The following is a 25,698-nucleotide window of genomic DNA, read 5'->3' as shown; positions in this document are numbered from 1 at the left end:
GCCTGGATCTGTTGAAAAGTGCAGGGTTGGATACATATGTTAAATAGAGCTACCTCCCAATGCCGTCAACTTAAGAAACACTGTGACCATACTGTCATCTCGACGGTAGGAGAGATCTGGGTTATTTAAGCATTTTCGCAATATTCCAGATTTCTCACTTTGTTCGAAATGACAAAAAACGCTTAAGTTGACGACATTGGGGGTAGGGGCCCTCTATCAGTGAGAAATCTGAAATGTTGCCATTGTTCTGAATTGACCCAGATCTCTCCATGCTGTCGAGATGACAAATTTGGAGTGTCGTTCTTTAAGTTGACGGCATTGGGCTGCCACCTCCTTCAATTTGCATTTGAAAGACACAACCTGATCAGATTATTTCGGCAGTAACATCAGATATGGTATTAAATAGCAGAATATGAATCAGTTATAGGAAACAGCTATTGTGGTATACAGCAACAAAATAGTATTAAATCTGTATAAAGTTTAATTGACTTTGTTAAACTTTAATCGAAGATCTTATGGCAGATTTACTCGAGTCACTGCGGCGTTTTATATCCCCGGACCTCATATCAAGAACCAGCGGTGAACTAGGCGAGAACGAGCCTGCCACTGCAAAAGCCTTTGGGGGCATCATACCCGCCGTGCTGGCCGGCTTGGTTAGCCGCACATCCGAGCCGGGTGCGATGAGTTCTATTTATAACATGATCCGGGGTAGCGACAGCGGTTTGTTGTCAAACCTGAGCACTACGGTTCCGGGTGCGCCGGGCAGTACAGCGCCTGTCGGCAACCAGTTCCTATCCCAGATCTTTGGCAACAAAATAGACGGTGTCCAAAATGCACTCAGCAAGTATGCAGGTATAAAACCCACCTCCGTGTCGGCCATACTGGGCTACATAGCGCCGCTGGTGCTGGGCTTCCTGGGTAAAAAGGTGCACGACGATGAGTTGGACGAAGACGGCCTGAGCAGTTACCTGAGCAGCCAGAAAGCGAGCATCATGAGCGCGCTTCCTGCCGGGCTGGGCAGTGCTTTGGGTCTGGGCGGACTGGGTGGCGCCGCCGCGGCCGCCGCACCTCATGTAGAGCGACCGAGGGCCGCCGCCGCGGCCGCTGCCGAGAGAGTCCACCATACCCCGGAGCCTCGCAAAAAAACAAACTGGCTCTGGCCGCTGCTGGCCATTGCAGCCCTCCTGTTGCTTATTTTCGGACTCCGCAATTGCAACGACGATACCGAGGATGTGACCACGGAGCCAACCACCACAACGGTGCCTCCTGCCACCACCGAGGAAAATCCTGCCACCACCGAGGAACCCATGGCGTCCAGGCAAACCGATATGGACATGACCGAACGGGAGATTCCGGGAGGGGTGGTGCTCAACATCCCGCCGAACGGCATCGAAAGCAAACTGGTGGCCTTTATTGAGGATAAGAACAAAGTGCCTGACAAGACCAGTTGGTTTAGTTTCGACCGTCTGCATTTTGAGACCGGCAGCGCCCGCATACAGCCCGAGTCGCAGGAGCAGATTGACAACATCGTCAAGATACTGAATGCGTATCCGCAGGTGAACATCAAAATCGGCGGCTACACGGACAACGTGGGCCAACCGGCCGCCAACCTCAAGCTTTCCCAGAGCAGGGCCGAAGCTGTGAAAAATGCCATTCAGCAGCAAGGTATAGCGGCCAATCGTCTGGCGGCGGAAGGGTATGGCGAGCAGCACCCGGTGGCAGACAACACCACCGAAGAAGGCCGCGCCCAGAACCGGCGCATTGATGTGCTGGTGACCAAGAAGTAACCCATAGGGCAGTGCCGCCCTTGGTGGTACCGGAGTAAGAACAGGCAGGAAAGACCGATGCGGTTTTCCTGCCTGTTTTTTATGTGCTCACAGCAGCGGGGAGATCAGCTTGAATACCTTTTCGATGAGTTGCCGGTAAACGGGTCGGGCTTTCCATGCTGCCGGGTTTATCTTCGTGGCCTGCGTCAGGTCCTGGAAAAAGGCGTTGCGGAGTTCTTCGGCAAAGGCAGTGTCGTACACCACAGCGTTCACTTCAAAATTCAGATCAAAGCTGCGAAAGTCCATGTTAGCAGTGCCTACCATCGACAGGTTTCGATCCACCACCAGGGTTTTGGCATGGATGAAGCCCCTCTGGTAGAGGTAGATCTGCACGCCCACCTCCAGCAGGCTTTCATAATAGGAGCGGGCGGCGGCGTTCACGATAAAGGAATCCGAGTTTTCCGGCACCAGCAGTTTCACCGTCACGCCGCCCATGGCCGCAATCGACAAGGCGTCCAGTATGCTTTCGCCAGGTATAAAATATGGCGTGGTGAGCAGGATCTCCTCTTTCGCCAGCGCAATGGCCTGCAGAATGGAGAACATGATGGTGGGCTTGGCGGAGTCGGGGCCGCTGGAGGCGAGCTGCACCACGGTGTTGCCCTGTGCGTCCTCTGAAGAGGGGAAGTATTTCTTCTCCGGCTCCAGGTGCCGCTGCGATGAAAAATTCCAGTCCGTAAAGAACAGGTACTGCAGGTAAAAGGCGCCCGGCCCGTCGATGCGCAGGTGCGTGTCGCGCCAGTAGGTTTTCTCTTTCTGATCGGGATAATTGAGGTAGCTGTCGCTCACGTTAATGCCGTCTACAAAGGCCGTCACGCTGTCCACCACAATGATCTTGCGGTGGTTGCGGTAGTTGAGCCGGTTGGCCAGCAACAGGAAATGCACCTTGTGAAAGGGGTACACCTCCACGCCGGCGGCCTGCAGTTCCTTCCTGAAGCCACGCCGTATGGAACGGCTGCCAAAGTCGTCGTAGATCAACCGGACGATGACGCCTTCCTGTGCCTTCCGTATCAGCAGTGCCTTGAGTTTGTTGCCGATGTCGTCATCTTCGATGATGTAGTACTCCAGGTGGATGTGGTGCCGGGCCTTTTCGATGGCTTCGAACACCTCAGCAAACTTCTGCCCGCCGTTCAGCAGCAGCTTTACCTTGTTGCCTGCGGTCAGGGGACTGAGGTTATCCTGGAGCAGTAGGCGGGCCAGGGGCTTGTAGTGCTGTACCTCCGCGCTGCTTTCCCTGAAGTTCTGTTTGGAGACAGAGATGATCCTGCGCTCGATCTGGTTCATGAGCTCCACATTCTGCAGCAGCTTTTTAGAGTAGAGGCTGCGCTTGCGGTAGTTGATGCCAAACGAGAAATAGAACAGGATACCGCCAACCGGCACGAAAATGACCAGCAGCAGGTAGGCGAGTGTTTTAATAGATGAGCGGGTGTCGTAAATGATGCGCAGGCTTACCAGGATCAGGATGCCCAGGTATAGCGTTTCTCCGATCAGAAGCCAGTTGATGTCAGAGAGCGCCAGTTGCATGCAAAGCGGGGTTTTTGGTTTTTGAGTAGGGTCCAAATGCTACATACGCGAATGGCCTTCCCTTCTGCCATTCCAACGTCAATTCCTGTTTTATGGCCGTAGGGGTGGCTGGAAATTGCTGCAACAAAAAAGCCTCACACCATGCAGTGTCAGGCTTTAATCAGGTATAATATGTGCAACGGATGACTGCTACTGCAGTTCAGGGGTGTTTGACTGCGTGGAGGAAACAATCTGCCGCAGCTTGCTTATCCCCATGGCATCGATCTCTTCGCCCTCACCGGAAAAAGTGCGTAACTGCGAAATGATGCTTTGCTCATTGATAAACATACGGTCTCTGTACAAACCGCCTTTGAAAAAGCGGCAATAAAGGCGATCATCACTGATGAAAGTAAGAACTATTAAATCGCATTCGCAAGATTCGAGTTTAGCTAGAAACTCCGTTAGTTCACTCATGCTTGTAAAAGGATAAAAGGTTGGTTAAGAGATAAACGCAATTAAAGTCAAAAAGAATGAAATGTTTACAACTTAAACTATAAACCTTTGAAGCAAAAGGAATGACAAATATAGTGAACGGCTATCGATCACATTGCGGGTGATGCAGGGTTTTTCTACTCCTGGCTGATCAGGAGTGCGATGTAGGCCACATAGAGCAGCAGGAACACCATACCCTCGCCCCGCGACAGCTGACGCCCTTTGCCAACGAAAATAAAAATGAATAACAGCAAACAGGAGCCAATGTTCATGAAAATATCTGTGAAGGAAGCCGGATTGACCGGCACTGGCGCCACGACTGTAGAAACCCCCAGGATCAGGAAGATGTTGAAGATGTTGGAGCCCACCACGTTGCCAATGGCGATGTCCACGTTGCGTTTGCGCACTGCCACAACCGAGGTGGCCAGCTCCGGGAGTGAGGTGCCGATCGAGACGATGGTCAGGCCGATAATACGCTCAGAAAGACCAAAAGCTGCTGCAATGTTCACGGCGCCCGTCACGATAAGCCGGCCGCCCAGCACCAGGCCGGCCAGGCCCAGCACAATGAAGAGAACCGACTTGAGGTAGGTATAGTCCTTTGTTTCCGTTTCTTCGTCATCGGCGTTTCCGCCCAGGCCGATGACGACGTTGTAGACCAGGAAAATCGCGAAAAAGAGCAGCAGTATGAGTCCATCGGAGCGGGAGATGACGTTGGTGGCAGCGCCATCCAGCGATATATCACTGGCTATAAAAACTACTACCACGGCAGCCAGCACGCTGAGTGGTATTTCGAGCCAGGTGGTGTTGCGCTTGACGGTGAGCGGGAAGATGGTGGCACAGACACCCAAAATGGCCAGGCCATTGAACAGGTTGCTCCCGATGACGTTGCCGAGCACCATGTCTGTGTTTTTGTTGACGGCCGCAAACACGTTCACCACCAGCTCGGGCGCCGAGGTACCGAAGGCCACAATGGTCAGGCCGATCACGATGTTCGGAACGCCCAGTCTTTTGGCGAGGGCAGAGGCGGCGTCCACCAGTTTGTCGGCCCCGAAAATGAGGGCAACAAAGCCGGCCAGGAGAAGGAGTATGTTCAGCATGCAGATCTGGTTTATTCTGATTGAAATCTGAGATATGCAAGCTAACGAAAATTTAAGGCAAAGTTTTCAAACCCATGTTTCCGAGGTACGATCCGCCGGCCATGATCAGGCACGAAATGACTACCCCGATGCTGACGGCCAGAAAGGCTTTGTAACGTTCTATTTTGAGCATATAGGCGGCAATTGTGCCCATGTAGGCGCCTGTTCCGGGCAGTGGGATCATCACGAAGACCATCAGTCCCCAGAAGCCATACTTCTGAATTTCGGACCCCACGCCTTTTTTTGCCCTTCTGCCAAGCTTGACGACTCCTTTTTTGTACAGGCGGTTCGGCCACAGTTTTTTGCTGAAGGACTCGATAAGCCAGGCCAGCAAGGGGAAGATGAGCAGGTTGCCGGCAAGGCCCACCACAAAGGCCCAGAAAACGGGCATATCGTTGAGCACGCCGTATGGAATGCCCGCACGCGCCTCGCCAAAAGGGGAGATGCTGAGCAGGAAAGTATAGATCAGGATTTCAAACATAAAGTGCGTCAGGGCAAAGGTTCCCTGTACAGAAAAAGGTAAGAGTAAGGGTACTAATAATCAGAAAGAGTTGAAGCGAGGCGATCCGGTCAGCTTATCGGCTGACCGGACTGCTTCGCTTCAACAGCAATGGCCTGGCAAAGGGGGTTAGGCGGAAACAGGTTTTTCTTCTCGTTCTACCTGCAGCTCCGGGTTCGTTGTTTCCACGAGGCCTACTACCGGCTGCGGATCAAACTCGCCTTCCCAGCGCGCCACTACGGCGGTGGCCAGGCAGTTACCAGTCACGTTGATAGAAGTGCGGGCCATGTCCATGAGCTCATCTATACCCAGGATGGCAAACAGCGGCCACACCGGCAGGTTGAACGAAGCAACGGTACCCAGCAGGATCACCAGGGAGGCACGTGGCACACCGGCCACGCCCTTGCTGGTAAGCATCAGCGTAAACACCATCAGCAACTGCTGCTCCCAGCTCAGGTCGATGCCTGCAGCCTGCGCCACAAACACAGCGGCCAGCGCCAGGTATAGCGTCGTGCCATCCAGGTTAAAGCTGTAGCCGGTCGGCATCACGAAGGCCACGATTCGGCGCGGAACGCCCAGTTTCTCCATCTCTTCCATGGCGCGCGGCAGGGCCGCCTCCGAACTGGTGGTAGCAAAGGCAATTGAAACCGGGCCGGAAATGGCTTTCAGGAAACGCACGATCGGAACGCGGGCGATGAGCGCAATCGGCAGCAGCACCAGCAGTACGAAGGCCAGCAGTGCCACATAGAGCGTGGCCAGCAACTGGAACAGGTTTACCAGAATGCCGAAGCCCATGTGGCCCACGGTGTAGGCAATAGCGGCACCCACACCCACCGGGGCGAAGTACATGATGATGTTCGTGAACTTGAACATGGTCTCGGAAAGACTCTCGCAAAAGTCAAGCATTGGCTTGCGCTTCTTCTCCGTCACCATGGCCAGACCGATGGCAAAGATCACGCTGAACACCACGATCTGCAGTACTTGCCCTTCGGCCACCGACTTGGCAATGTTCTCCGGGAACACGTGCAGGATGATGTCGGACCAGGTCTGCTTGACAGGTGCCTGTATCTCCTCGGTCTCGGCTATACCTGTCATGTCGATGCCCTCGCCGGCTTTGCTGATGTTGATGGCAGCCAGCCCGATGAACAGGGCAATGGTGGTCACCACTTCAAAGTACAGGAGCGCCTTCCAGCCCATGCTGCCGATCTGCTTGAGGTTGGCATGGCCAGCTATACCTACCACCAGCGTGGCGAAGATGAGCGGCGCGATGATGGTCTTGATCAGTTTCAGGAACACCTTGCTCAGCACGTTCAGGTTTTGCGCAACCTGCGGGAAATCGTAACCGATCTGGGCTCCCACCACCATACTGATCAGGATCCAGGTGGTGAGGGAGCGTTTCTGCAGTCCGTAGAGCAGCAGCACACCGGTGCCGGCCCAGCGGATGGCGGTGAGAACCTGGGCAGGCAGGGCAATGACTTCATATTGCTGCAATACTGTCAGCAAGGCGGCAATGCTGATGCAGATCAGGGTAACGAGTGGCAGAATGGCCTTCTTGTTCATAAGGTTTCGTCTAAAGTTTTGTTGTTTTATTAATGCTGCAAGGTTTTTCTCTTCGACAGCCAGCCTTTGATGGCAGCGATGACGGGAGGGGTAATGGAAAGCACGATGATGGCCAGGATAAGCAGGGAGAAATGGCGTTTGACGGCCGGCAGGTTACCAAACAGGTAGCCGATCATCATGAAGAACACCACCCATACCAGGGCTCCGATCACGTTGAAGCTGAAGAAGCGCTTGTAATTCATTTTGGCTATACCTGCCACGAAAGGAGCGAAGGTGCGGACGATGGGCACGAAACGCGCGTAGATGATGGTGAGTCCGCCGTACTTTTCATAAAATTTATGCGTCTGGTCGATGTGCGAGCGGCGCATAAACCAGAAGTCGCGCAGGTAAATGCGGCTTCCAACCTTGCTCCCCATGTAGTAGTTGAACGAGTCGCCCAGGATAGCGGCCACGACCAACAACACCATCAGCAGCACCAGGTTGAGACCCGATGCAGGTATGGCAGCCAGCGCGCCGAGCGCAAAAAGCAGCGAGTCTCCCGGCAGGAAAGGGGTAACAACCAGGCCTGTCTCACAGAACACGATCACAAACAGTATGAAATAGATCCACTGCTCGTACTCCTGCACCAGTTCGACCAGATGCTTGTCAATGTGCAAAACGAAGTCTACTAAATAATAAACAAAATCCATCGGGTATTTAGGCTATGTGTGCGGGACCAGACTGTTATTTCTTATCGCCTTTGTCCTGTACAGACTTGTCGATCTCGCTCTTTATCTCGTTGGTGGCATCCTTGAACTCGCGAATGCCACGGCCGAGACCACGTGCCAGTTCAGGAATGCGCTTAGCGCCAAACAGCAGCAGGATGGCAAATATGATAAGGACTACCTCAGAGCCACCCAGGCCTCCTATGAAGGCGAAAATTCCAATGCTATTCATTTTAAAATGCTATTAAATTCAGTTTTAGGGAATACGAACTAATCGTCCCATTACCACCACGAAAGCAGCAAAGGGGGGTGTAGCCGTGTTACAAAAGAGGGCTACCAAAGCTGCCTCGCAAACACGTGCAGCCAACAGTATAGAAGGAGATCAGTAACAGGCAGGCTGCGTAGCAGCACTGGCTATACCTGCGGTTGCAAGTCGAGTTAATTGTACTTGCGCTGGAGCAGTATTTGGCTGTAAGAAGGGTATGTCAGCTGCCTAGGGAGCCTGGGGCTGACTGGAGGTATAATAAAACTGGCAAAAGAAGGTATCGCCTGGCGCCCTTGCCGTGTAGGGTGGGGTCGCCTGGTGACTGGAAAACCTGATGTTAAATGATTTTGTATCCGTGTCCGAAGGCTGCAGGCTGAGCGTCAGGAGGGAGGTTGTTCCTTCCTGTGCCAGGTAAAGCTTACCGGACTGCAGGCCTGTAACGGTGTTTTCGCTGCCCTCCGGATCGCCTTGCGCTATACTGGCAGCACTGCTTTGCGCTACCTCTGCTGTACCATAGGCATACGTTACTGCGCTATGGAACAGAACGGCCCAAAGCAGAGCAAGCGACATGATCAAATGCCTCAGTAAGCGGTATTTAGGCAGATTCAGGGCCATAAGCCATGGCAAATATAATACAAATTGCAAGTAAGTGCGTGTTCTGTAAATTAAATTTACAGACGCTTCGAAAACTGTGTCTAGGCGCTTTATCAGATTCAGGTAAATCACTCTACCTGATCCTGAATTGTATTCCGGAGCTGGGAGATATGCCCGGCTTTATGGCAGACAGCTGAGGAAGAGATTTTTTGAATGCAGGGGAGGGCAAGGACTACATAAAAACCTGTTCCAGCACATCGCCAACAAAATAGGCCAGTGAAGCCGCCAGGCCGCCCAGCAAGAGCGTCTCCGCTATACCTACCAGCATGTTACGCTCTGTTACCAAACTCTTCAGGGCACCCACTATCGTCAAGGCGATGCCCGTGAGGATGCTGGAGTAAAGGAACAGTTCGGCTCCGGCTATACCTGAATCCAGGCCGGCAAAAATGTAGGCCAGCAGCGGAATGGAGCCGACTAAAACAAAACTGAAGAAGGTGACGGACGCGGTTTTGACGGGCGTCTTGTCATCCTTTGTCATCTCCAGTTCCTCTTTCATCATGGTGTCCACCCACACATCCTTGTCGGAAGTGATCACCTCCACCACCTGGTTCAGCAGTTCGCCTTTAAAGCCCTTGGCCTCGTAAATTACCCGGATCTCCTCTTTCTCCGTTGCGCCCAGGTTGTCCACCTCCCAGTATTCGCGGGCCTTGTGCCGGTCAAAATTATCGCGACTCGCTTTCGTAGAGATGAAGTTGCCCACCGACATCGAGAAGCCATCGGCAATCAGGTTGGCGAGCCCCAGAATGATCACCACCGATATCCCCAGGCTGGCGCCCTCCGCACCGGCCACCACGGCAAAGGTGGTAATGGACCCATCAATGCCGCCATACACGAACTCGGAAATGTATTCCTTTTTGAAAAAGAGAATCTTGTCTTCTGACTGTAGTTCATGGTGTTGCATGGCACGGAGCGTTTAGGTAGATGCTATACTAAAGTTACAGGAAAAAGAAGAATTCGGAAAGTTGAGTGTTGAAGAGTTTGGGGGTTGAGAAGTAGCGATGTTGTAGTGTAACGTCGCGGCGGGAAGGTATAGCGGCTTTACTGGCAGGTATAAATTAAGTTCGTTAGTAGGGGCAGGACGGAATTGTGCATCGGGTGTTTGTCTGAAACAGGATTTTCAGGATTAAAGGATTTACAGGATTTTCACAGATACCGGGTCCAACCACCCCTAACCCCTCCTTGTCTAAGGCGGGGAGTCTGTAATTGCCATATTTAAGGTATAAGCTTTGTAGTTTTCTTTGCTGCAACATGCCCTGGCAGGTATAGCAAGGCTAACTTGCACGTCCACTTCGAAGCAAATAGCTGTGCCGGGTGCACCAATGACGATTTTTTGTTTGAGCGGTCAGCGAGTTCAAAATCGTCTTGATTTTTTTGCTTACTTTTTTCATCAAGGAAAAAAGTGAGGCTCGCCCGGCCAGGGCATACGGTGCCCGCCGCACAGGCGAAGCTATACAACACTACTGTTTGCTATACCTGCAACAGCCTTAGCTACAAAGCAAGCTACACCTATACCTGCGCCAAAGGCCCCACCATAGCAAGTCACGAACGTGGGCGCTCGCGCCATGTGGACGTGCTCTACCGGCTTTGCTGGAACAACGGCACAAAACTTAATTCAACTGACCAACCTCTTCTGCAGGTATAGCCGTCACTTCTTTCTCAACTCCTGCTTCCTCCTGAGGTATAGCCGAACGCTCCTTGAAAGGATGAAACTGCTGCTCCAGAAAAGACTTCGGATAAGCTTCCACTTCCTTGAACCCAAGTTCGATATCGCGCCCGTCTTCCGGCAAATAGGCTGTGCCGAACAGGTAATCCCATACACTCAGACTGATGCCGTAATTGGCGCCGTAGCGGTGGGGGAGATGTTTGGCGTGATGCCAGATGTGCATCTGCGGGTTGTTGAAGAGATAGCGGAGCGGCCCCAGCGGGATGTGCAGGTTGGAGTGGTTGAAGTGCCCGATGGCCGTGGCGAAGATGTGGACCAGGAAGAAGTCCTGAATGCCAAAGCCGATCATGGCCAGCGGGATATACTCAATCGTGCGATAGACCACCGTCTCGCCCCAATGGAAGCGCAGGTGCGCGGCGAAGCCCATCTGCTGCACCGAGTGGTGCACCTTGTGGAAGCGCCACAGAAAATCGGAACGGTGGAGGAGGCGGTGCACGTTCCACTGAATGAAATCGCGCAGCAAAAAGAGCGTGAGCAGCTGCGCCCACACTGTCCACGACTGTATCTCAAAGGCCACCAGATTCTGGATGCCGAATAAGCCCAGAAAATCATTGAAAGCCTCTACGCCGATGTTGGAGAGGGCGTTGAAACCAACCAGCGAGAACAGGAAAAAATTGAAGAACATGTAGAAACCGTCGAGCCAGAAATCCTGTCGGATCAGCGGTTGCCCTTTCCGCCAGGGCACCACGATCTCGAGGAGCCAGAAAAACAGTGACAGCCCCAGCAGCCAGTAGAAATAGTTGCCCCAGCCCGGGTGCAGCAGTTCGCGCCACAGGTAGTTGCCGTAGTCTGAAAAGGAGCTCGTGAAGATGTGCCAGTATTTTTCCATGCCGCGCTACAGTCAATGATTTTTACAGGCGAATCGTTCCGGACGGCTCGCCGATGTAAGTATAAAAAAATAGTCGGCATGATGTTTCAGCCGACTATTTTTGTAAAGCTTATTTTGCCAGTCCTTCCAGAAACTCGCGTACTTCTTTGGTGTCGTATTCGGCCATGCCTTCCTGCTTGGCTACAATTTTGCCTTGCGGGGAAATGATGAATGTGGTAGGGATAGCCGTGCTGTAAAATTCCTGCGGAAACTGGCTCGCCGGCATGTAGACCGGGAAGGTATAGCCCTTCTTGTCGATGAACTTCTTCACCTTGCCCATGCCGCCTTCGTCCACCGACAGCATCACAAATGCCACTTTGTTGGGGTCCATTTTCTTATAGAGGCTGTGAATGTTCGGCATTTCGGCAATGCAGGGCGGACACCAAGTAGCCCAGATGTTAAGGAATACCACTTTTCCTTTCAGGCTTTCGAAGGCCACGGTTTTGCCATCAAGTCCCACCATTTTGAATCCGGCTCCGGCCATGTTTGCTCCGGTTGTAACTTCGGCTGTGTTTTCAGCGGAGGTGCTTGCAATTTCGTCTATGGCGGGCACATCCGCGTTTTTTATACCTGTCGCCAGCAAAATGCGCTGCACCTGCCCGATGGCCTCGGTGTGCAGACCGGTCAGGTATAGGATGCCAAAGATGCCGAGCGTGATCGCCCAGCCGGGTATGTTTTTAATGGAGAATTTATTCTTGTTCATGATCGTATGTTTTGTAGGATCCGACTTGCGCGAATCAGATTAAATCAATTTATAAAGTCAATTTTGAGCTTTACCCTTAATTAGCTTGAGCTTAAAGCTCGACTGTTTTATAGCCTTGCTGCTGCAAGTCAAACATGTAGGTCAGACCGTTCGGAATTACTTCTACACCTTCTACCAGCGTGCTGGCGTCGATGTTAAACTGCTTGATCGACATGCCGCATACCCGGTAGGTGATGCCGGCCGCTTTGCCTTTCTCAAATTCCTGTGCCATATTACTGCCCTTCACAAATGCTTCCACGGACTTGCCGCAGGCCATCACCACAAAGCTCTCCCGCTGGTAGCGGCTTTCTTTCGTAATGGTTTCAGCGGTGTTCACAGCGGCTTTCAGGTGGTTCGGCTGACTAATCAGCACAGCGTATTTTTTACCGGTTTCAGCCGCAATAGCTTTGGGAGCAGTAGTGTAATGGGCAGTTGTCGTGCCTGTGGCGCAAGCGCCGAGGAACATCAGCAGACCAACTGCCAGTACGGCAACATAGTTTCTGGATAATTTATTCTTAAGAGCTGGTTTTATTTGTTTGTTTTGAAAAAATGTCTGGTCCAGACCATAATGAACGGCACCATTCACAATGAAAAACAAAAGCATCCCGATCAGGGCAATGTTCTTGAACAAGGGTCCGGAGCCTTCCGCGCCTACCTGTACGGTAAGGGTGATGGGAATCAGGATACCCAGCAGTAAAGCAGCAGCCTGCCTCGTTTTGAATCCGGCCAGCAGCATAGAGCCGCCAATCAGCAAGCCCACACCTGACAGGATGATCAGTGTTTCGGCGGGAGCGATCCAGCTAGCCAAATGGGCAAAAGGAGCCTTTTCGAGTCGTGCGGCAGCGCCTGCGGTTTGAAGTAGATGATTGAAACCAGCCATGATAAAGATCAGGCTGCCCATGATGCGGAGCACCAGGAATGATATTTTTTGCAAAAGATTATTTTCCATAAGATCGCTTATTTTCTTTAAATGATCGTCACAGCAGAATAGGAGGTCCCTATCGGCTGGACAAGTCGAACAAGGCACAGCCCGGCAGGTATAGCAACAGGGGCAAACCTGGCAACTGGTGGCTGTGCCAACATAGTGCATGCGTTCGGTTAAGAAAATCGCGGAGGGTCGGGATCGGCGCCAAGGGTAGGCGACAGGTAGCTGAGCTGAACGGGCGCCGCTGGCTGCTGTCCGGCAGCAAACTGTAATAGAGCGTCAGAATGCGCCTCATCCACCACAGCGTAGAGTTGTGGACCGCAGTCAACCAGGACGGTGGCAGGAGTCTTCTGCTCTGAGTGCGTCTGGTGCTTCAGGCATTTTCTGGCGCAGGGGCGCTTCAGCTTTCTATCGCCATTTGCTGCTTTCAACTCACTTTTAAGTGCACAGCCTACCCATTTCACAGGCTTTTGTGTAGTAGCCATTGTGAAAAAAAGTAATAAAGTGCCTAAAAGAAGGAGCAGCGTATGCTTCATGGTTTTAGTGGAGGCGGCAGGTATAGCAAACCGGCCATCATGTAAATTTACAATACTATGTTCGGACTGCCAAGTTTGTCGCGCATTCGGGGCTGTGCCATAAGAGCTTTTTGGTGCAGCACATCCGTATTTCAGAAAGTACACCAACCCCAACGGTCAGGATGGCTGTGCCCAGCAGTACAAATTCCACGCCAAAGAGGTCGCTGAAAACACCGGCCGCTACGGCACCTGCCACATAGCCGAAGTCGCGCCAGAAACGAAAAATGCCCAGGCTCTGCGGCCGCTGCTCCGGGTGCGTGTTTTCGGCCACTACCGACAGGAAATTAGGGTATACCAGTGCTGTACCGGCCCCCAGCAGTACCAGTGCCGCGATCACGACCGCATAGGCCTGGCTGAAGAAAAGCACTCCAATAGCCACACCCTGAAGCATCATACCCAAACTCAGCAATTGTTTCTTGCAAAGCACGTCGCCGAGTTTGCCTGTCACCAACTGCCCGATACCCCATACGGCCGGGTAGATGCCTGCCAGCAAACCGACCTGCTGCAAGGTATAGCCCTTGCTCATCAGCAGCACCGGCAGCAAACCCCACAGGATGCCGTCGTTCATGTTGTTCACAAACCCACTGAGCGTTACCGAACCCAGGTTGGCATGCCGCCAGGTGGTGTCTTTCCAGACGTTGCGCAGGAGCGGTATGCTGGTCTGTGCCGTCTCCGTTTTAACATGCGCATGGGTATCGCGCACGAAGAACCAGGTCAGGAGCAGGCCTATGATGGAGAAAGCTATACCTGGTATGAAAGCATACGTCACCTCACCAGTGGTAGAGGCTATATAGCCGGCCAGGAAGGCGATCAGACCTACGGCCAGGTAACCGGCAAACTCGTTGATGCCCATGGCCAGTCCGCGGTTCTTTTCGCCTACCAGGTCAATCTTCATGACCACGGTAGCAGACCAGGCCAGGCCCTGGTTTATACCTAGCAGCAGGTTGGCAAATATCACCCAACACCAGTTGTTGGCATATAGCAGCAGCCAGGGCACCGGCAGGGCGAAGAGCCAGCCAATCAAAAGCAGTTGCTTGCGGGTAAATCTGAGGGTCAATCGGCACATCAGCATGTTGGCAATAGACTTGGCCAAACCGAAAGCCACGATAAACGACAGCAGCGCCGTGTGTCCGCTGATACCGAAAACCGTTTCGGCAAACTCCGGGATTACAGAGCGCTCCAGCCCGACCATGGCGCCCACAAAACCGTTGATCAGCACCAGTAGCCAGAACTGCCTGGCATTCTCTCTCAAGCCTAGTTTTGTATCGTTTGTCGGCATGATCCTGTTTTTTTAGCGGTAGGCATGAAAGCCACTGCTTGTGGCAGACGGCTTTCAGCACTTACGCAACAATTAGCCAATTTTTTAATGGGGTAATCTGTCTCTGACAACACCATAGGCGTAGGTACCTGCCAAAGCGCCTGCAATCGCGATAAAGATCGCCCAGTAACTGAAGCCAATGTTCACAAACATCGGACCCGGACAGGCACCCGTCAGTGCCCAGCCTAACCCGAAAATGGTGCCGCCAATAAGGTAGCGCGAAACCGACTTTTCCTTGGGAGTGAACACGATCGGGTTGCCCTGGTAGTCACGCAGTTTGAATTTCTTGATCAGGAAAGTAGCCAGCGTACCCAGCGCGACCGCCGTACCGATGATGCCGTACATGTGGAAGTCCTGGAAACGGAACATCTCCTGAATGCGGAACCACGAAATCGCCTCCGACTTACTCATCACGATGCCGAACAAAATGCCGGCTATTATAAATTTTATACCTTTCACGGGATGGAATGATTAATGACGAATGATGAAAGAATAATTACTCATTAAAAGATCAGCGGTAGTAGCACGAATGTGGTGATCAGGCCACCGATGAAAAAGCCGATCACGGCGATCAGCGAAGGAAGCTGCAGGTTGGATATACCGCTGATGGCATGGCCCGAAGTACAGCCGCCTGCGTAGCGCGAGCCGAAGCCTATTGCAAACCCACCCAGCAGCAAAATCAGAAAGCCTTTGAGGCTGAAGGCCGCACTCAGACTGAAAATCTCCTCTGGCTGCATGCCGTCCGGCGATGAAATGCCCAGTTGCTGCAAGTCCCGGATAGTGGCTTCGGAGATCTGCACCGCCTCCCCATTGGAAAGGAACTCAGACGCGATAAAACCACCGATGATGGCGCCTACCAAAAACAGCAGGTTCCAGGTCTGGGAACGCCAGTCAAAATCAAAAAACTTAACCGTTTTGCCGGCCCCGCAGGCCGAACAGATCGTGCGCAGGTTGGAAGAGAAACCAAACGACTTGCCGAAAAACAACAGCAGCACCATAATGAAAGCGATCACGATACCGGAGGTATACCAGGGCCATGGTTGTCTTAAAAGCTCTAACATATTGTAGTCAATTTAATATTTAGTAATGGAGAGAAAAGCAGGGAAGGGGCGAGGTCGCATGCCCCTTCCGTATCTGCTCCGTTTTTTTGGTTAGTTATTTGGCCAGGCGCCTATACCTCCGGCCAGGTTGTAACACTTAAAGCCCTGTGCGCTCATCAGGTCGCAGGCAGAGCCGCTGCGGTTGCCGCTGCGACAGAACACAAAGTATTCCTTGTCTTTGTCGAGCGAGCCCAGCGCGTTCTGAAACTGCCCAGAGGTCACGTCCAGGTTCCTGGCGCCTTTGATGGTGCCGGAGGCAAACTCACCGGCTGTTCTGACATCCAGCAACTCCGCTTTGGACGCGTTCTGGAATTTTGTTTTGAATGTTTTTCCGTCCAGATCTTCGTAGTTCTTGGGAGCGGATTTGAAGATATTAAACATGGCTTTTGTGTCTTGTTATTTGTGAATTAAAATTAACAATACAAAGGTACAGGTATAGCCAGCGCGGTTCAGTGACTTTGGTCACGCAGCCTGGTTTTAAAAGAAAGCGGGGCCAGTATCAGACCGGCCCCGCTTTCCTTATCAAGGTACTAAACCATCTTACTTCAGTGTGGATGGGCAAACGTAGGCTGTTCTGGGTACGTCTGTCTCGGCGATGGCTTTGAAGCCGCCTTCCACGTTGATGACGTTGTCAAAGCCTCTTGCCTTCAGGATTGAGGCCGCAATCATGGAGCGGTAACCGCCGGCGCAGTGGATGTACATGTCTTCCTCTTTTGGCAGCTCAGCCAGGTGGTCGTTCAGGTAATCGAGCGGGGCGTGCTGCGCTGTCTCCACATGCTCGGCCTGGTACTCGCCCGGCTTGCGCACGTCTACAACTTTTATGCTGTTGTCTTTGCCATAATCAGCCGCAAAGGCCGCAGCTGAGATCGACCGGATGGAGTCCACTTCCTTGCCAGCTGCCTGCCAGGCCGCAAAACCGCCCTGCAGATACCCCAGGGTGTTGTCGTAGCCAACGCGGGCCAGTCGGGTCACCACTTCTTCTTCACGGCCTTCTTCGGCTATGAACAGGATCGGCTGCTGTACGTCAGGAATCAGGGCGCCCACCCACGGGGCAAAGTTGCCGTCGATGCCAATATTGATAGAGTTAGGTATAAACCCTGCAGCGAAGGTCTCCGGCTTGCGTGTGTCGAGCACCAGGGCGCCTGTTTCGTTCACAGCCGCCTCAAACGCCTCTGGCGACAAGGCTTGCTGGCCTTTTGCCAATACATCATCGATGTTGGCATAGCCTTCCCTGTTCATCTTCACGTTCATCGGGAAGTAGCCCGGAGGAGGAAGTAGACCATCGGTTACCTCTTTCACAAACTCTTCTTTCGTCATGTCGGCACGCAGGGCGTAGTTCACCTTTTTCTGGTTGCCGAGCAGGTCGGTGGTTTCCTTGCTCATGTTTTTGCCGCAGGCAGAACCGGCGCCGTGCGCAGGGTATACGATCACGTCATCCGGCAAAGTCATGATCTTGTTGCGCAGTGAGTCGTACAGGTGCGCGGCCAGTTGTTCTTCTGTCAGGTCAGACTTCACGGCCAGGTCCGGACGACCCACGTCGCCGATAAAGAGCGTGTCGCCGGAGAAGATCGCGTGTTCTTTGCCGTTCTCGTCGAGCAGCAGGTAGGTGGTCGACTCCATGGTATGACCCGGTGTGTGCAGCACCTTGATGGTCACGTCACCGAGTTTCAGTTCTTCGCCGTCGGTAGCAATGTGCGCTTCAAAAGTTGGCTGGGCGTTCGGTCCGAAAACGATCTGAGCACCACTAGCCTTAGCAAGGTCCACGTGCCCCGAAACGAAGTCGGCGTGGAAGTGCGTTTCCAGTACATATTTGATCTTAGCGTTGGCCTTTTCAGCCTTTTCCAGGTATGAGCTGATCTCACGTAGCGGGTCAATAATGGCCACCTCACCGTTGCTTTCGATGTAGTAGGCGCCTTGTGCCAGGCAACCGGTATAGATCTGTTCTACTTTCATGGGTATAGGAGTTTAGGTCTTTTAATTTTTTGGTTAATGCTGTCACCTGCTTAACTGGTGACGATACAAATATCAGCATATTATCTGCTCGACACAGTGACATAGGTCACGCAAGCGATTTTTTTAGAAGAAAAGCTCTTTTCCGATGATATAAACCCCCATCACCAGGACGAACCATCCAAAAGAGGTTTTGAGTTTGTCGGCGTGTATTTTAGCGGAAAGGGCGGTGCCGATGAAGATACCGGCAATCGAGATGGCGGAGAAAATACCCAGGAACATCCAGTCGATCTCGTAGTTGAAGATGTCGCCGATAAAGCCGAAAAGGGACTTGGCTGCGATGATGAGCAGGGAAGTGCCCACCGCCATTTTCATGTCGAGCTTACTGAAGAGCACCAGCGCAGGGATGATCAGAAATCCACCGCCGGCACCAACTAATCCGGTGAGCGTGCCTACGACCAGTCCTTCGGCCAGAATGCCGCCGTAGTTGAATTTTGGTTGCGGGTGTGTGGTGCCGTTTCCTTCCACATCAATTTCCGTGTCGATGTTCTCGTCCACCATGTCCACGGTTTCGGTTGGAGAAGGAGCTTGCTTTTTCCTGATTATGCTGATGGATGCGAACACCATCAATCCGGCGAAGAGCAACATCAGCATGATGCCTTTGGTCACCATAAAATCACCCACCGAGAAGATTTCCTCCGGTATGGCGGGCACCAGGTAGCGGCGCGTCAGGTAAACTGCTACGATAGAAGGTATACCGAACACTACGGCTGTCTTCATGCTGACAAGGCCGTTTTTGTAGAATTTATAAGAGCCTACCAAGCTGGTCAGGCCAACAATAAAGAGCGAGTATGCTGTTGAGATAACAGGGCTCAGACCGATCAGGTATACCAATACCGGCACCGTCAGAATGGAACCGCCGCCACCAATCAGACCAAGCGAAAGGCCAATCAGCATGGCCGCCAGATAACCTAGAATTTCCATGGATTTAGTTGTTTGCTTTGTAATATAATACAAAGGTATAGCGATCCGCAGGACCTGGCAGTGACTATTATCACAGAGGGGGATTTTTGAGTTTAGGAGTTTGAGAGTTTAGGAGTTGGGGAGGTAAGTTTGTAGGGATAGGTCGCGACCCAATGCCGTCAACATAAGGAATAATAACCCAAACTTTCATCTAGAACATGGTGAGAGATCTGCTGCACTGCTGATTCGGACTTCCATGTCCGAATCTTTGTCTGCTTGGGACATCCTTGTCCCCGTATACCTGCAAACCTGCGCACGGGGATGTGGACATCCCCAACAGTTGGGGGTAGGGGCCCTCTATAAAGCATCGGGACATGGATGTCCCGAAGAGCATTTGCTTGAGTTGACGGCATTGGGGTCGCGACCTATCTCTAAAATTTAGTAACTCCCAAACTCCCCAACTTGCTAAACCACCTCCAGATCATGGACTTCGATGTAGTTTCTGTGTAGGGCGATGGCGCCGGTCTGTTCCAGTTTTTTGAGGAGGCGGGAGATGACTTCGCGGGAACTGTTGAGTTCGAGGGCGATTTGCTGATGGGAAAGGCGTATCTCTTTTCCGCTTACTTTCACATGGCGCTTGAGGTAGAACAGGAGGCGTTCGTCAAGGCCTTTGAAAGCGATGCTGTCGAGGGTTTGCAGCAGCTCTTCGAAGCGCTGGCGGTAGGAAGCGATCACGAAGTTGTGCCAGCTCTTGTACTTGGCCAGCCACTGCTCGGACAGGTGGGAGGGGATCAGGATAACTTCCGCTTCTGTGACCGCTTTGGCCATGATCTGGCTCTGCTCGTCGCGGGCGGTGCACATCATGGACATGGCGCAGGCATTGCCTGGCTCGAGGTAATACATCAGAAACTCGTTGCCCTCGTCGTCCTCGCGGTATACCTTGAGCAGCCCGCTCAGAAGCAATACCGTGGAGCGGATGTACTGCCCGGTGCGCATCACCTCTTCGCCTTCTTCCACCTGCCGGATGGTGCTGTGCGCCAGAATGTCATCGAGGAGCGGCTGTTCGAACTGCGGGAATTTTTTCAGGATGTCTTCTCTCTGCTGTATTTCCATAGTTTAGTATACGTGTCGTAAAGCTTTGGATAGATTATAAGGTATGGCAAGTATAAAGCAAAAAACCAGTACAGGCACCAAAAGTACCTGCACTGGCAATGAAAAACTTATGGATAGCTTATTTAAAGTCGTTAACGGCTTCGCTCAGGTCAAGCACTGTGGTATCTGGTAAGGCGGCCTCTACGATGCTGCTCCCTGCCGCAGAACGGTAACCACCCGCACAATGCACCACAACAGGTTTGTCCGCAGGAATCTCCTTGGCCCGCTCGCGTAGTTCCGGAAGCGGAATGTTAATGGCCTTGTCGAAGAACTTACCGCCCCTCACTTCTGAAGCGTTGCGGATATCCACAATCGTATACTCATCCTGATTCTCTTTGAACTCTGCCACGTCGATCACAGGCGATTTCTCTTCGGCTGCCTCAGTTTGTACAAATGCCCCCTCGATCAACAGTTCGTATCCGATCTTAGAAGCCTTGCGGATCAGATCATCCAGCTCTTCTTCTGTTTCAGCGATCAGGTAGTAGCGTTCGTCCGGACCTACAATGCTACCCAGCCAGGTTTCAAATTTGCCCCCGTTCTGGATGTTGATTGCGCCTTTCAGGTGTCCTTTTTTGAAGACCTTTTCGCTGCGTGCATCCACAACTACAGCACCCGCTGATGGCTTGTAGTTTTTCTCCAGCCGCTTCACACCATCCACACTGGGCTGGTAGGCAGGCGCGCCTTTCTTGTTCAGTCCCACGTCGTAGCCAAAGTACTTTGGTATAAACGGCTGGTCTTCTGTGAGCACTTTCACAAACTGGTCTTCGCTCATGTCCTGCAGGGCGTAGTTGCTCATTTTCTCAGCTCCAATCGTGCTGCTATTGGCTTCGCTCAGTCCCTTGCCGCAAAGCGTACCGGCACCGTGGGCAGGGTATACCAGCACATCGTCATCCAGCTTCATCAGCTTCTCGCGGGTGCTGTGGTACATCTGGCGGGCCAGTTCTTCGCGCTTGGCGGTGATGTTGCCAGCACTCTCGCGCAAGTCCGGACGGCCTACGTCACCAATGAACAAGGTATCGCCCGTAAACACGGCTACGTCCTTGCCCTCGTGCTGTAGCACAATGCTGATGCCATCCGGGGAGTGGCCAGGCGTATGCAGCGATTTCAGTTTGATGTCGCCCATCTCCAGCACGGCGCCCTCGTCGAAGGTTTTGTGCGGATAGTCGGCCCCCACCAGGCTGTGGGCATAGATGGTGGCCCCGGTTTTTTTGTGGATCTCGAGGTGCGAACTCACAAAGTCAGCATGCGGGTGCGTTTCGATCACGCCAACGATCTTCGCATTATTTTGCGCGGCATAATCGTAGTAAGGCTGCGGATTACGCGCCGGATCAACCAACACAATTTCGCCGGTATTTTCACTCAGGATGGCATAAGCGTAATGTGCCAGGCCTTTGTCTTCGAATTGCTCTATTTTCATGGGTTTTGGGTATTTAATTTCAAAACTTCGGGAGGTATAACCGTACCCCCTGATTTCACTACAAAGGTAATGTAAACCGTTACGGCACACAGTGACGTAAGTCACATAGCGTTAATCATGGCTAAAATGTTATTATTTTAAGTGATATGTTAGTAGTGGACGGATGCAGTGGTTCACGAGTGTCTCGGCGATGCTGCCGTAAAAGACGTGGCTGAAACCTTTGCGTCCGTGCGTGCCGATCAGCACCAGGTCCATGTCTGTTTCGCGGTTAAAGTTTCGAACGCCGTCCGGCACCTTATCATCACTCTTGAAGTGAATCTCGTAGTGTTCCAGCTCCAGCTTAGTGGCAAAACGCTGCATCTGCTGTAGTGTGCTGTCGAGTTTCGGAGCGTCGTCTTTCTGAATGATCTGCAGCAGGTGCAACTGTGCACCGAACAGCTGCTGCAGGGTCTTGATGGTCTGAACTGACTGCTCGGGTTGCTTTTCGGCAGCGAAGTCGGCCACCCACAGGATGTTATGGATTGGGGTGATGGAGGCGTCTTTCTGGATGGTGATGACAGGGATGTGCGTATGGCGCACCACATGCTGCGCCTCTGAACCGGAAATGCGTTCGAACCAGCCGTCAGCCCCCTCGGTGCCCATGATAATCAAGTCAATGCGTTGCTGTTCGGCATACCTGGTCAGGCTGGTCGTAAGGCCGCCGTAGACCACGGCGCTGGTGAAGCCGATGCTGGCCTGCTTCCTGAGTTCGTCGAATTGCCGGTTAGCTTTCTGCTCCTGGGCATGCAGCCTGGCTCTGTCTATACTTTCAGAAGAATCGGTCGTGCCGGCCCATTCAGCGGCGTTTACCTGAATGACGTGCACCAGGTGAAGATCGACCGGGTTTTTCTCAAGCAGTAAGTTCAGGAATTGTAGCGCCTTGAATGATACCGCTGTGAAGTCCATCGGCACCATGATGTTGAGTCTCTTTTCCATTGTCTGTTGTTTGGTTAGCTGTTCTGTTTTTATCAGGATGACGGTACAAATGTCAACGCTCTACCGGTAGCGTTCAGTGACTATGGTTACACAAGGGTGGATGCCGGTGCAGAAAGGGAGGAGAGAGGCGCAGGTATAAATTGACTGAAAAAATAAACAGGCAACAGTACAACGTGTGGCGGTTGCGCGGCGTTTAAAGGACAACGAACAGCCTCATCATGAAGCACTAAGCTTTACACCTTCAATTTTTGAGAGTAGCCTATACCTGTCCGCAGGATTGGCTTATTATGTCAAACTACAAAAAAGGTGAATATGCAACGTGCTTTTTCTTTTGCCCTTCTCTGGGCGCTGCTCTCGCTTGTCTATACTGCCAATGCACAGTCCAAGACTGATGATGTGAAATGGGCACACAGCTACGAAGCAGCTGCCAAACAGGCCACAGCAGAACACAAACCCATCCTGATGGTGTTTGCCGGCTCCGACTGGTGCAAGCCCTGCATCCTGCTGCGCAGAGAGGTATGGGATACGCCAGCCTTCCGGGATTATGCCAAAGATCATTTTGTGCTGCTCGAGTTCGATTTCCCCCGTTTCAAGAAAAACCAGCTGCCGGAAGAACAGAAAAAATACAACGAACAACTGGCAGACAAATATAACCAGGAGGGCCTGTTCCCACTCGTCGTCCTGACAGATGACCAAGGAAATGTACTGGGCAAAACGGGCTATCAGCCTGGCGGTCCCGACAAGTACATCGCGCACCTGGAGCAACTCCTTCACCAGAAGTAATAGGCCGCTTTCACTTAACCGCTGTATTTTATGTATAGAATCATGCAATTCTGGCTGGTGGCGTTGTTGCTTGTATGCAACGCCGCGCAGGCGCAGACTCCTGCCCGGGAGCTGAAGACGCAGAAGAAAGTGTTGTTGCTGATGGGCACCCGATTTGAACTGGTGGCCGTGTCGGAGGACGAACAACAGGCCAACGAGGCCATTGAGGCAGGTATAACGGAAATCCAGCGGATTGAGGCGCTCATTTCGGAGTGGCAACCGACCTCCCAGACCAGCGCCATTAACCGGAGTGCCGGCGGTATGCCCGTCTCAGTGGATGAGGAACTCTACGAGCTCATCCGGCGCAGCCTCCGCATTTCGGAGCTCACGGGCGGGGCATTCGACATCAGCTGGGCAGCGGCCGACAAGGTATGGAAGTTTGATGGTTCCATGAAAGAGATGCCATCACAGGAGACTGTGAAGAATTCCATTCGCCACATCGGTTACCATAAGATTCAGCTGATACCTGAGACGCACAGTGTGTTTCTGAAGGAGGAAGGGATGAAGATCGGGTTTGGGGCCATCGGCAAAGGGTACGCCGCCAACCGGGCACGTGACCTGATGCGCAGAATGGGTATACAAAGCGGCGTGGTGAATGCCGCCGGCGACCTGATCACCTGGGGCAAGCAGGCTGATGGCCAGCCCTGGTACATCGGTATAGCCGACCCTGCCGACAAGGAAAAGGTTTTCTCCTGGCTCACTGCCGACCACACCGCCGTCGTGACTTCCGGAAGCTATGAGAAGTACGCCGAAATCAATGGCAAACGCTACGGTCACATCATAGACCCGCGCACCGGTTATCCGGTAAGCGGCCTCAAAAGCGTCACCATCATCTGCCCCGATGCCGAGCTTGCCGATGCGCTTGCAACAGCCGTATTTGTGCTGGGGAAAGAAGAGGGGCTATACCTGGTCAACCAGCTAAAAGGAGTGGAGTGCCTGCTGGTGACAGATGAAAACGAAATGGTAACCTCAGACCAGCTGCACCTGCACTACTACAAAAACAAGCCGGCTTCAGCCAAAGCTCCTATACCTGCCAAAACCTCTAAAATCTAAGCCCATGAAGTTGATCAGATGTGTCGCATGGTATGCCACTGGTGCCGTTTTGCTTGGCTCGCTGGGTGGCTGCGAAGTCGTTAAACCCTATCAGAAAACCCTGCTGAACGAGGAGGAGATGAAGCTGAGCGCACGGAAAATAGAGGCCTTTGAAACGAATTTTCAATCGTACCGCGAAGGTGCCTCGGGTGCAAACGGCGGTAAAGTAGGAGGGGGGTGCGGATGCAACTAAGGTATATCGGCCTCATGATGGCCTGCGCCATGGTCACGACGGCCTTCGCACAAAGCACTAGCACGACTGTTACGGCCCCTTCGCGCCGCGTGCGCAAGCTGGAACCGACCGAGGTAAACATCCTCGGCAGTTACTACAGCCAGGACGGCGACCATTCGCCGGTGACCGGGGGCATTGGCACCGAGCAGCTGACGGATGTCACGCCGACCATTATCGTGAACGTGCCGCTCGACTCGGTCACCAACCTGAATGTGAACTTCGGGATGGACTTTTACTCCTCGGCTTCTACCGACAACATCGATTTTAACGTCTCATCCGCCTCCAAATCTGATTTGCGCACACACCTTAACCTGGGTATAAGCCGCCGCAACAGCCTGACAAGGACGACGAAAAGTCTGAGCATAGGTGGCTCTACCGAATACGATTACCAGTCGCTGTCAGTGGGGGCTGGCTGGGCGCAGGAGTCGCGGGACGGCAACCGGGAACTCAGCCTGACGGGTATGATCTACTACGACACCTGGACGCTGATTTACCCGGAGGAGCTGCGCAACGGCAAGCGCCTGGTGAGCACCAACAAGCGGCAATCCTATAACCTTTCGGCTACTCTGTCGCAGGTGATCAACCAAAAAATGCAGGCTTCGCTAAGCGCCGACATCGTCTACCAGTCTGGTTTGCTCTCCACGCCATTTCACAGGGTGTATTTCCGGGAGCAGGAGGCGGCGCAGGTAGAGCAATTGCCCGACCAGCGCCTGAAGTACCCATTGGGATTGCGGGTGAACTACTATGTGAATGATTACCTGACTTCGCGCTTCTTCTACCGTTTCTACAGCGACAACTGGGGCGTGACGGCCAACACCATCGAGCTGGAGACACCCATCAAGTTCGGGCCTTTCTTCTCGTTCTATCCTTTTTACCGCTTCCATACCCAAACGGCGGCCGACTACTTTGCACCTTACAAAGATCATAGTCTGAGCCAGGAATTTTACACCTCCGACTATGATCTGTCGGGCTTTACCAGCCACAAGGCAGGTATAGGGTTGCGCTACTCACCTCTGTCAGGTATAGCCAAATTCGGACTGCCATTTTCGAAGAACAAAACCTCACTGAAAGGGATTGAACTGCGGGGTGCCAACTATTGGCGCAGCGACGGTCTCAAGGCCTTCATCATCAGCACGGATCTTAACTTCACGCTGCCGTCCAGAAAGTGATCTAGGACCTAAAGCACCATGGCAATAGGTGAAAGGCAT

At 52.7% G+C, this 25,698-nt stretch carries 28 protein-coding genes; 6 read left to right on the top strand and 22 right to left on the bottom strand.

The annotated features are described in order from the left end of the window. Positions 1–515: 515 nt before the first annotated feature. Positions 516–1,787, top strand: coding sequence for an OmpA family protein (locus IEV97_RS10185; protein ID WP_188501405.1), 1,272 nt, complete (start codon positions 516–518; stop codon positions 1,785–1,787). 87 nt (positions 1,788–1,874) lie between these two features. Here the strand turns inward: IEV97_RS10185 and cls are convergent, their stop codons facing one another. From cls to IEV97_RS10140, 9 genes are all read right to left on the bottom strand, one after another. Beyond that, the gene (cls, locus tag IEV97_RS10180; protein WP_229733889.1) at positions 1,875–3,347 is read right to left on the bottom strand and encodes a cardiolipin synthase; all 1,473 of its coding nucleotides are present in this window, start codon (positions 3,345–3,347) and stop codon (positions 1,875–1,877) included. Positions 3,348–3,536: 189 nt separating this feature from the next. Then, positions 3,537–3,800 carry a hypothetical protein gene (locus tag IEV97_RS10175; RefSeq protein WP_188501404.1) on the bottom strand — a complete coding sequence of 88 codons (264 nt, stop codon included), beginning with the start codon at positions 3,798–3,800 and terminating at the stop codon, positions 3,537–3,539. Between the two features lie 155 nt (positions 3,801–3,955). Next, on the bottom strand, positions 3,956–4,915 hold the full coding sequence (locus tag IEV97_RS10170; RefSeq protein WP_188501403.1) for a calcium/sodium antiporter: 960 nt from the start codon (positions 4,913–4,915) through the stop codon (positions 3,956–3,958). Positions 4,916–4,967: 52 nt separating this feature from the next. Then, the gene (locus IEV97_RS10165) at positions 4,968–5,435 is read right to left on the bottom strand and encodes a COG2426 family protein (protein WP_188501402.1); all 468 of its coding nucleotides are present in this window, start codon (positions 5,433–5,435) and stop codon (positions 4,968–4,970) included. A 147-nt stretch (positions 5,436–5,582) separates the two neighbouring features. Next, positions 5,583–7,013, bottom strand: a complete 1,431-nt coding sequence (locus IEV97_RS10160; protein WP_188501401.1) for a dicarboxylate/amino acid:cation symporter — start codon at positions 7,011–7,013, stop codon at positions 5,583–5,585. A gap of 29 nt (positions 7,014–7,042) precedes the next feature. Beyond that, complete coding sequence (locus IEV97_RS10155) at positions 7,043–7,702, bottom strand: DedA family protein (protein ID WP_188501400.1); 660 nt, start codon at positions 7,700–7,702, stop codon at positions 7,043–7,045. A 34-nt stretch (positions 7,703–7,736) separates the two neighbouring features. After that, entirely contained in the window at positions 7,737–7,949 is a 213-nt protein-coding gene (locus tag IEV97_RS10150; RefSeq protein WP_188501399.1) for a Sec-independent protein translocase subunit TatA/TatB, read from the bottom strand. A gap of 261 nt (positions 7,950–8,210) precedes the next feature. Then, on the bottom strand, positions 8,211–8,552 hold the full coding sequence (locus IEV97_RS10145) for a hypothetical protein (RefSeq protein WP_188501398.1): 342 nt from the start codon (positions 8,550–8,552) through the stop codon (positions 8,211–8,213). Between the two features lie 256 nt (positions 8,553–8,808). Then, positions 8,809–9,537, bottom strand: coding sequence for a VIT1/CCC1 transporter family protein (locus IEV97_RS10140; RefSeq protein WP_188501397.1), 729 nt, complete (start codon positions 9,535–9,537; stop codon positions 8,809–8,811). A 498-nt stretch (positions 9,538–10,035) separates the two neighbouring features. On the opposite strand from IEV97_RS10140, the gene IEV97_RS10135 reads away from it, so the two are divergent. Continuing rightward, complete coding sequence (locus IEV97_RS10135; RefSeq protein WP_188501396.1) at positions 10,036–10,278, top strand: hypothetical protein; 243 nt, start codon at positions 10,036–10,038, stop codon at positions 10,276–10,278. Here IEV97_RS10135 and IEV97_RS10130 read toward each other — a convergent pair. From IEV97_RS10130 to IEV97_RS10070, 13 genes are all read right to left on the bottom strand, one after another. Then, a complete protein-coding gene (locus IEV97_RS10130) occupies positions 10,244–11,188 on the bottom strand; it encodes a sterol desaturase family protein (RefSeq protein WP_188501395.1) in 945 nt (314 codons plus the stop codon). The two genes, IEV97_RS10135 and IEV97_RS10130, sit on opposite strands and share 35 nt — an antisense overlap. Before the next feature lie 109 nt (positions 11,189–11,297). Beyond that, a complete protein-coding gene (locus tag IEV97_RS10125) occupies positions 11,298–11,930 on the bottom strand; it encodes a TlpA disulfide reductase family protein (protein ID WP_188501394.1) in 633 nt (210 codons plus the stop codon). A gap of 91 nt (positions 11,931–12,021) precedes the next feature. Then, positions 12,022–12,918, bottom strand: a complete 897-nt coding sequence (locus IEV97_RS10120; RefSeq protein WP_188501393.1) for a DoxX family membrane protein — start codon at positions 12,916–12,918, stop codon at positions 12,022–12,024. A 149-nt stretch (positions 12,919–13,067) separates the two neighbouring features. Then, positions 13,068–13,379 carry a hypothetical protein gene (locus tag IEV97_RS10115; RefSeq protein WP_188501392.1) on the bottom strand — a complete coding sequence of 104 codons (312 nt, stop codon included), beginning with the start codon at positions 13,377–13,379 and terminating at the stop codon, positions 13,068–13,070. Between the two features lie 106 nt (positions 13,380–13,485). Further along, complete coding sequence (locus tag IEV97_RS10110; RefSeq protein WP_188501391.1) at positions 13,486–14,748, bottom strand: MFS transporter; 1,263 nt, start codon at positions 14,746–14,748, stop codon at positions 13,486–13,488. Positions 14,749–14,832: 84 nt separating this feature from the next. Beyond that, on the bottom strand, positions 14,833–15,246 hold the full coding sequence (locus tag IEV97_RS10105; protein WP_188501390.1) for a DUF6691 family protein: 414 nt from the start codon (positions 15,244–15,246) through the stop codon (positions 14,833–14,835). Between the two features lie 44 nt (positions 15,247–15,290). Then, on the bottom strand, positions 15,291–15,848 hold the full coding sequence (locus IEV97_RS10100; protein ID WP_188501389.1) for a YeeE/YedE family protein: 558 nt from the start codon (positions 15,846–15,848) through the stop codon (positions 15,291–15,293). 90 nt (positions 15,849–15,938) lie between these two features. Next, complete coding sequence (locus IEV97_RS10095) at positions 15,939–16,268, bottom strand: rhodanese-like domain-containing protein (protein ID WP_188501388.1); 330 nt, start codon at positions 16,266–16,268, stop codon at positions 15,939–15,941. Between the two features lie 159 nt (positions 16,269–16,427). Beyond that, complete coding sequence (locus IEV97_RS10090; RefSeq protein WP_188501387.1) at positions 16,428–17,840, bottom strand: MBL fold metallo-hydrolase; 1,413 nt, start codon at positions 17,838–17,840, stop codon at positions 16,428–16,430. 123 nt (positions 17,841–17,963) lie between these two features. Further along, on the bottom strand, positions 17,964–18,821 hold the full coding sequence (locus IEV97_RS10085) for a sulfite exporter TauE/SafE family protein (RefSeq protein ID WP_188501386.1): 858 nt from the start codon (positions 18,819–18,821) through the stop codon (positions 17,964–17,966). Positions 18,822–19,265: 444 nt separating this feature from the next. Then, on the bottom strand, positions 19,266–19,913 hold the full coding sequence (locus IEV97_RS10080) for a Crp/Fnr family transcriptional regulator (protein ID WP_188501385.1): 648 nt from the start codon (positions 19,911–19,913) through the stop codon (positions 19,266–19,268). Between the two features lie 118 nt (positions 19,914–20,031). Further along, on the bottom strand, positions 20,032–21,369 hold the full coding sequence (locus tag IEV97_RS10075) for a rhodanese-like domain-containing protein (RefSeq protein WP_188501384.1): 1,338 nt from the start codon (positions 21,367–21,369) through the stop codon (positions 20,032–20,034). A 132-nt stretch (positions 21,370–21,501) separates the two neighbouring features. Then, a complete protein-coding gene (locus IEV97_RS10070; RefSeq protein WP_188501383.1) occupies positions 21,502–22,344 on the bottom strand; it encodes a universal stress protein in 843 nt (280 codons plus the stop codon). Positions 22,345–22,656: 312 nt separating this feature from the next. Between IEV97_RS10070 and IEV97_RS10065 the strand changes: the two genes are divergently transcribed. From IEV97_RS10065 to IEV97_RS10050, 4 genes are read left to right on the top strand one after another with little or no spacing between them, the layout of a single operon-like run. After that, on the top strand, positions 22,657–23,127 hold the full coding sequence (locus IEV97_RS10065; RefSeq protein ID WP_188501382.1) for a thioredoxin family protein: 471 nt from the start codon (positions 22,657–22,659) through the stop codon (positions 23,125–23,127). A 30-nt stretch (positions 23,128–23,157) separates the two neighbouring features. Beyond that, a complete protein-coding gene (locus IEV97_RS10060) occupies positions 23,158–24,219 on the top strand; it encodes an FAD:protein FMN transferase (protein ID WP_188501381.1) in 1,062 nt (353 codons plus the stop codon). Positions 24,220–24,223: 4 nt separating this feature from the next. Continuing rightward, positions 24,224–24,451, top strand: a complete 228-nt coding sequence (locus tag IEV97_RS10055) for a DUF4266 domain-containing protein (RefSeq protein ID WP_188501380.1) — start codon at positions 24,224–24,226, stop codon at positions 24,449–24,451. Then, entirely contained in the window at positions 24,442–25,659 is a 1,218-nt protein-coding gene (locus IEV97_RS10050) for a DUF3570 domain-containing protein (protein WP_188501379.1), read from the top strand. The genes IEV97_RS10055 and IEV97_RS10050 overlap by 10 nt, the downstream gene beginning before the upstream one ends. Positions 25,660–25,698 lie beyond the last annotated feature (39 nt).

Origin of the sequence: Pontibacter amylolyticus, from assembly GCF_014638845.1 — a bacterium.
Classification (GTDB): domain Bacteria; phylum Bacteroidota; class Bacteroidia; order Cytophagales; family Hymenobacteraceae; genus Pontibacter; species Pontibacter amylolyticus.
This window is presented reverse-complemented; position numbering and strand designations above follow the sequence as displayed.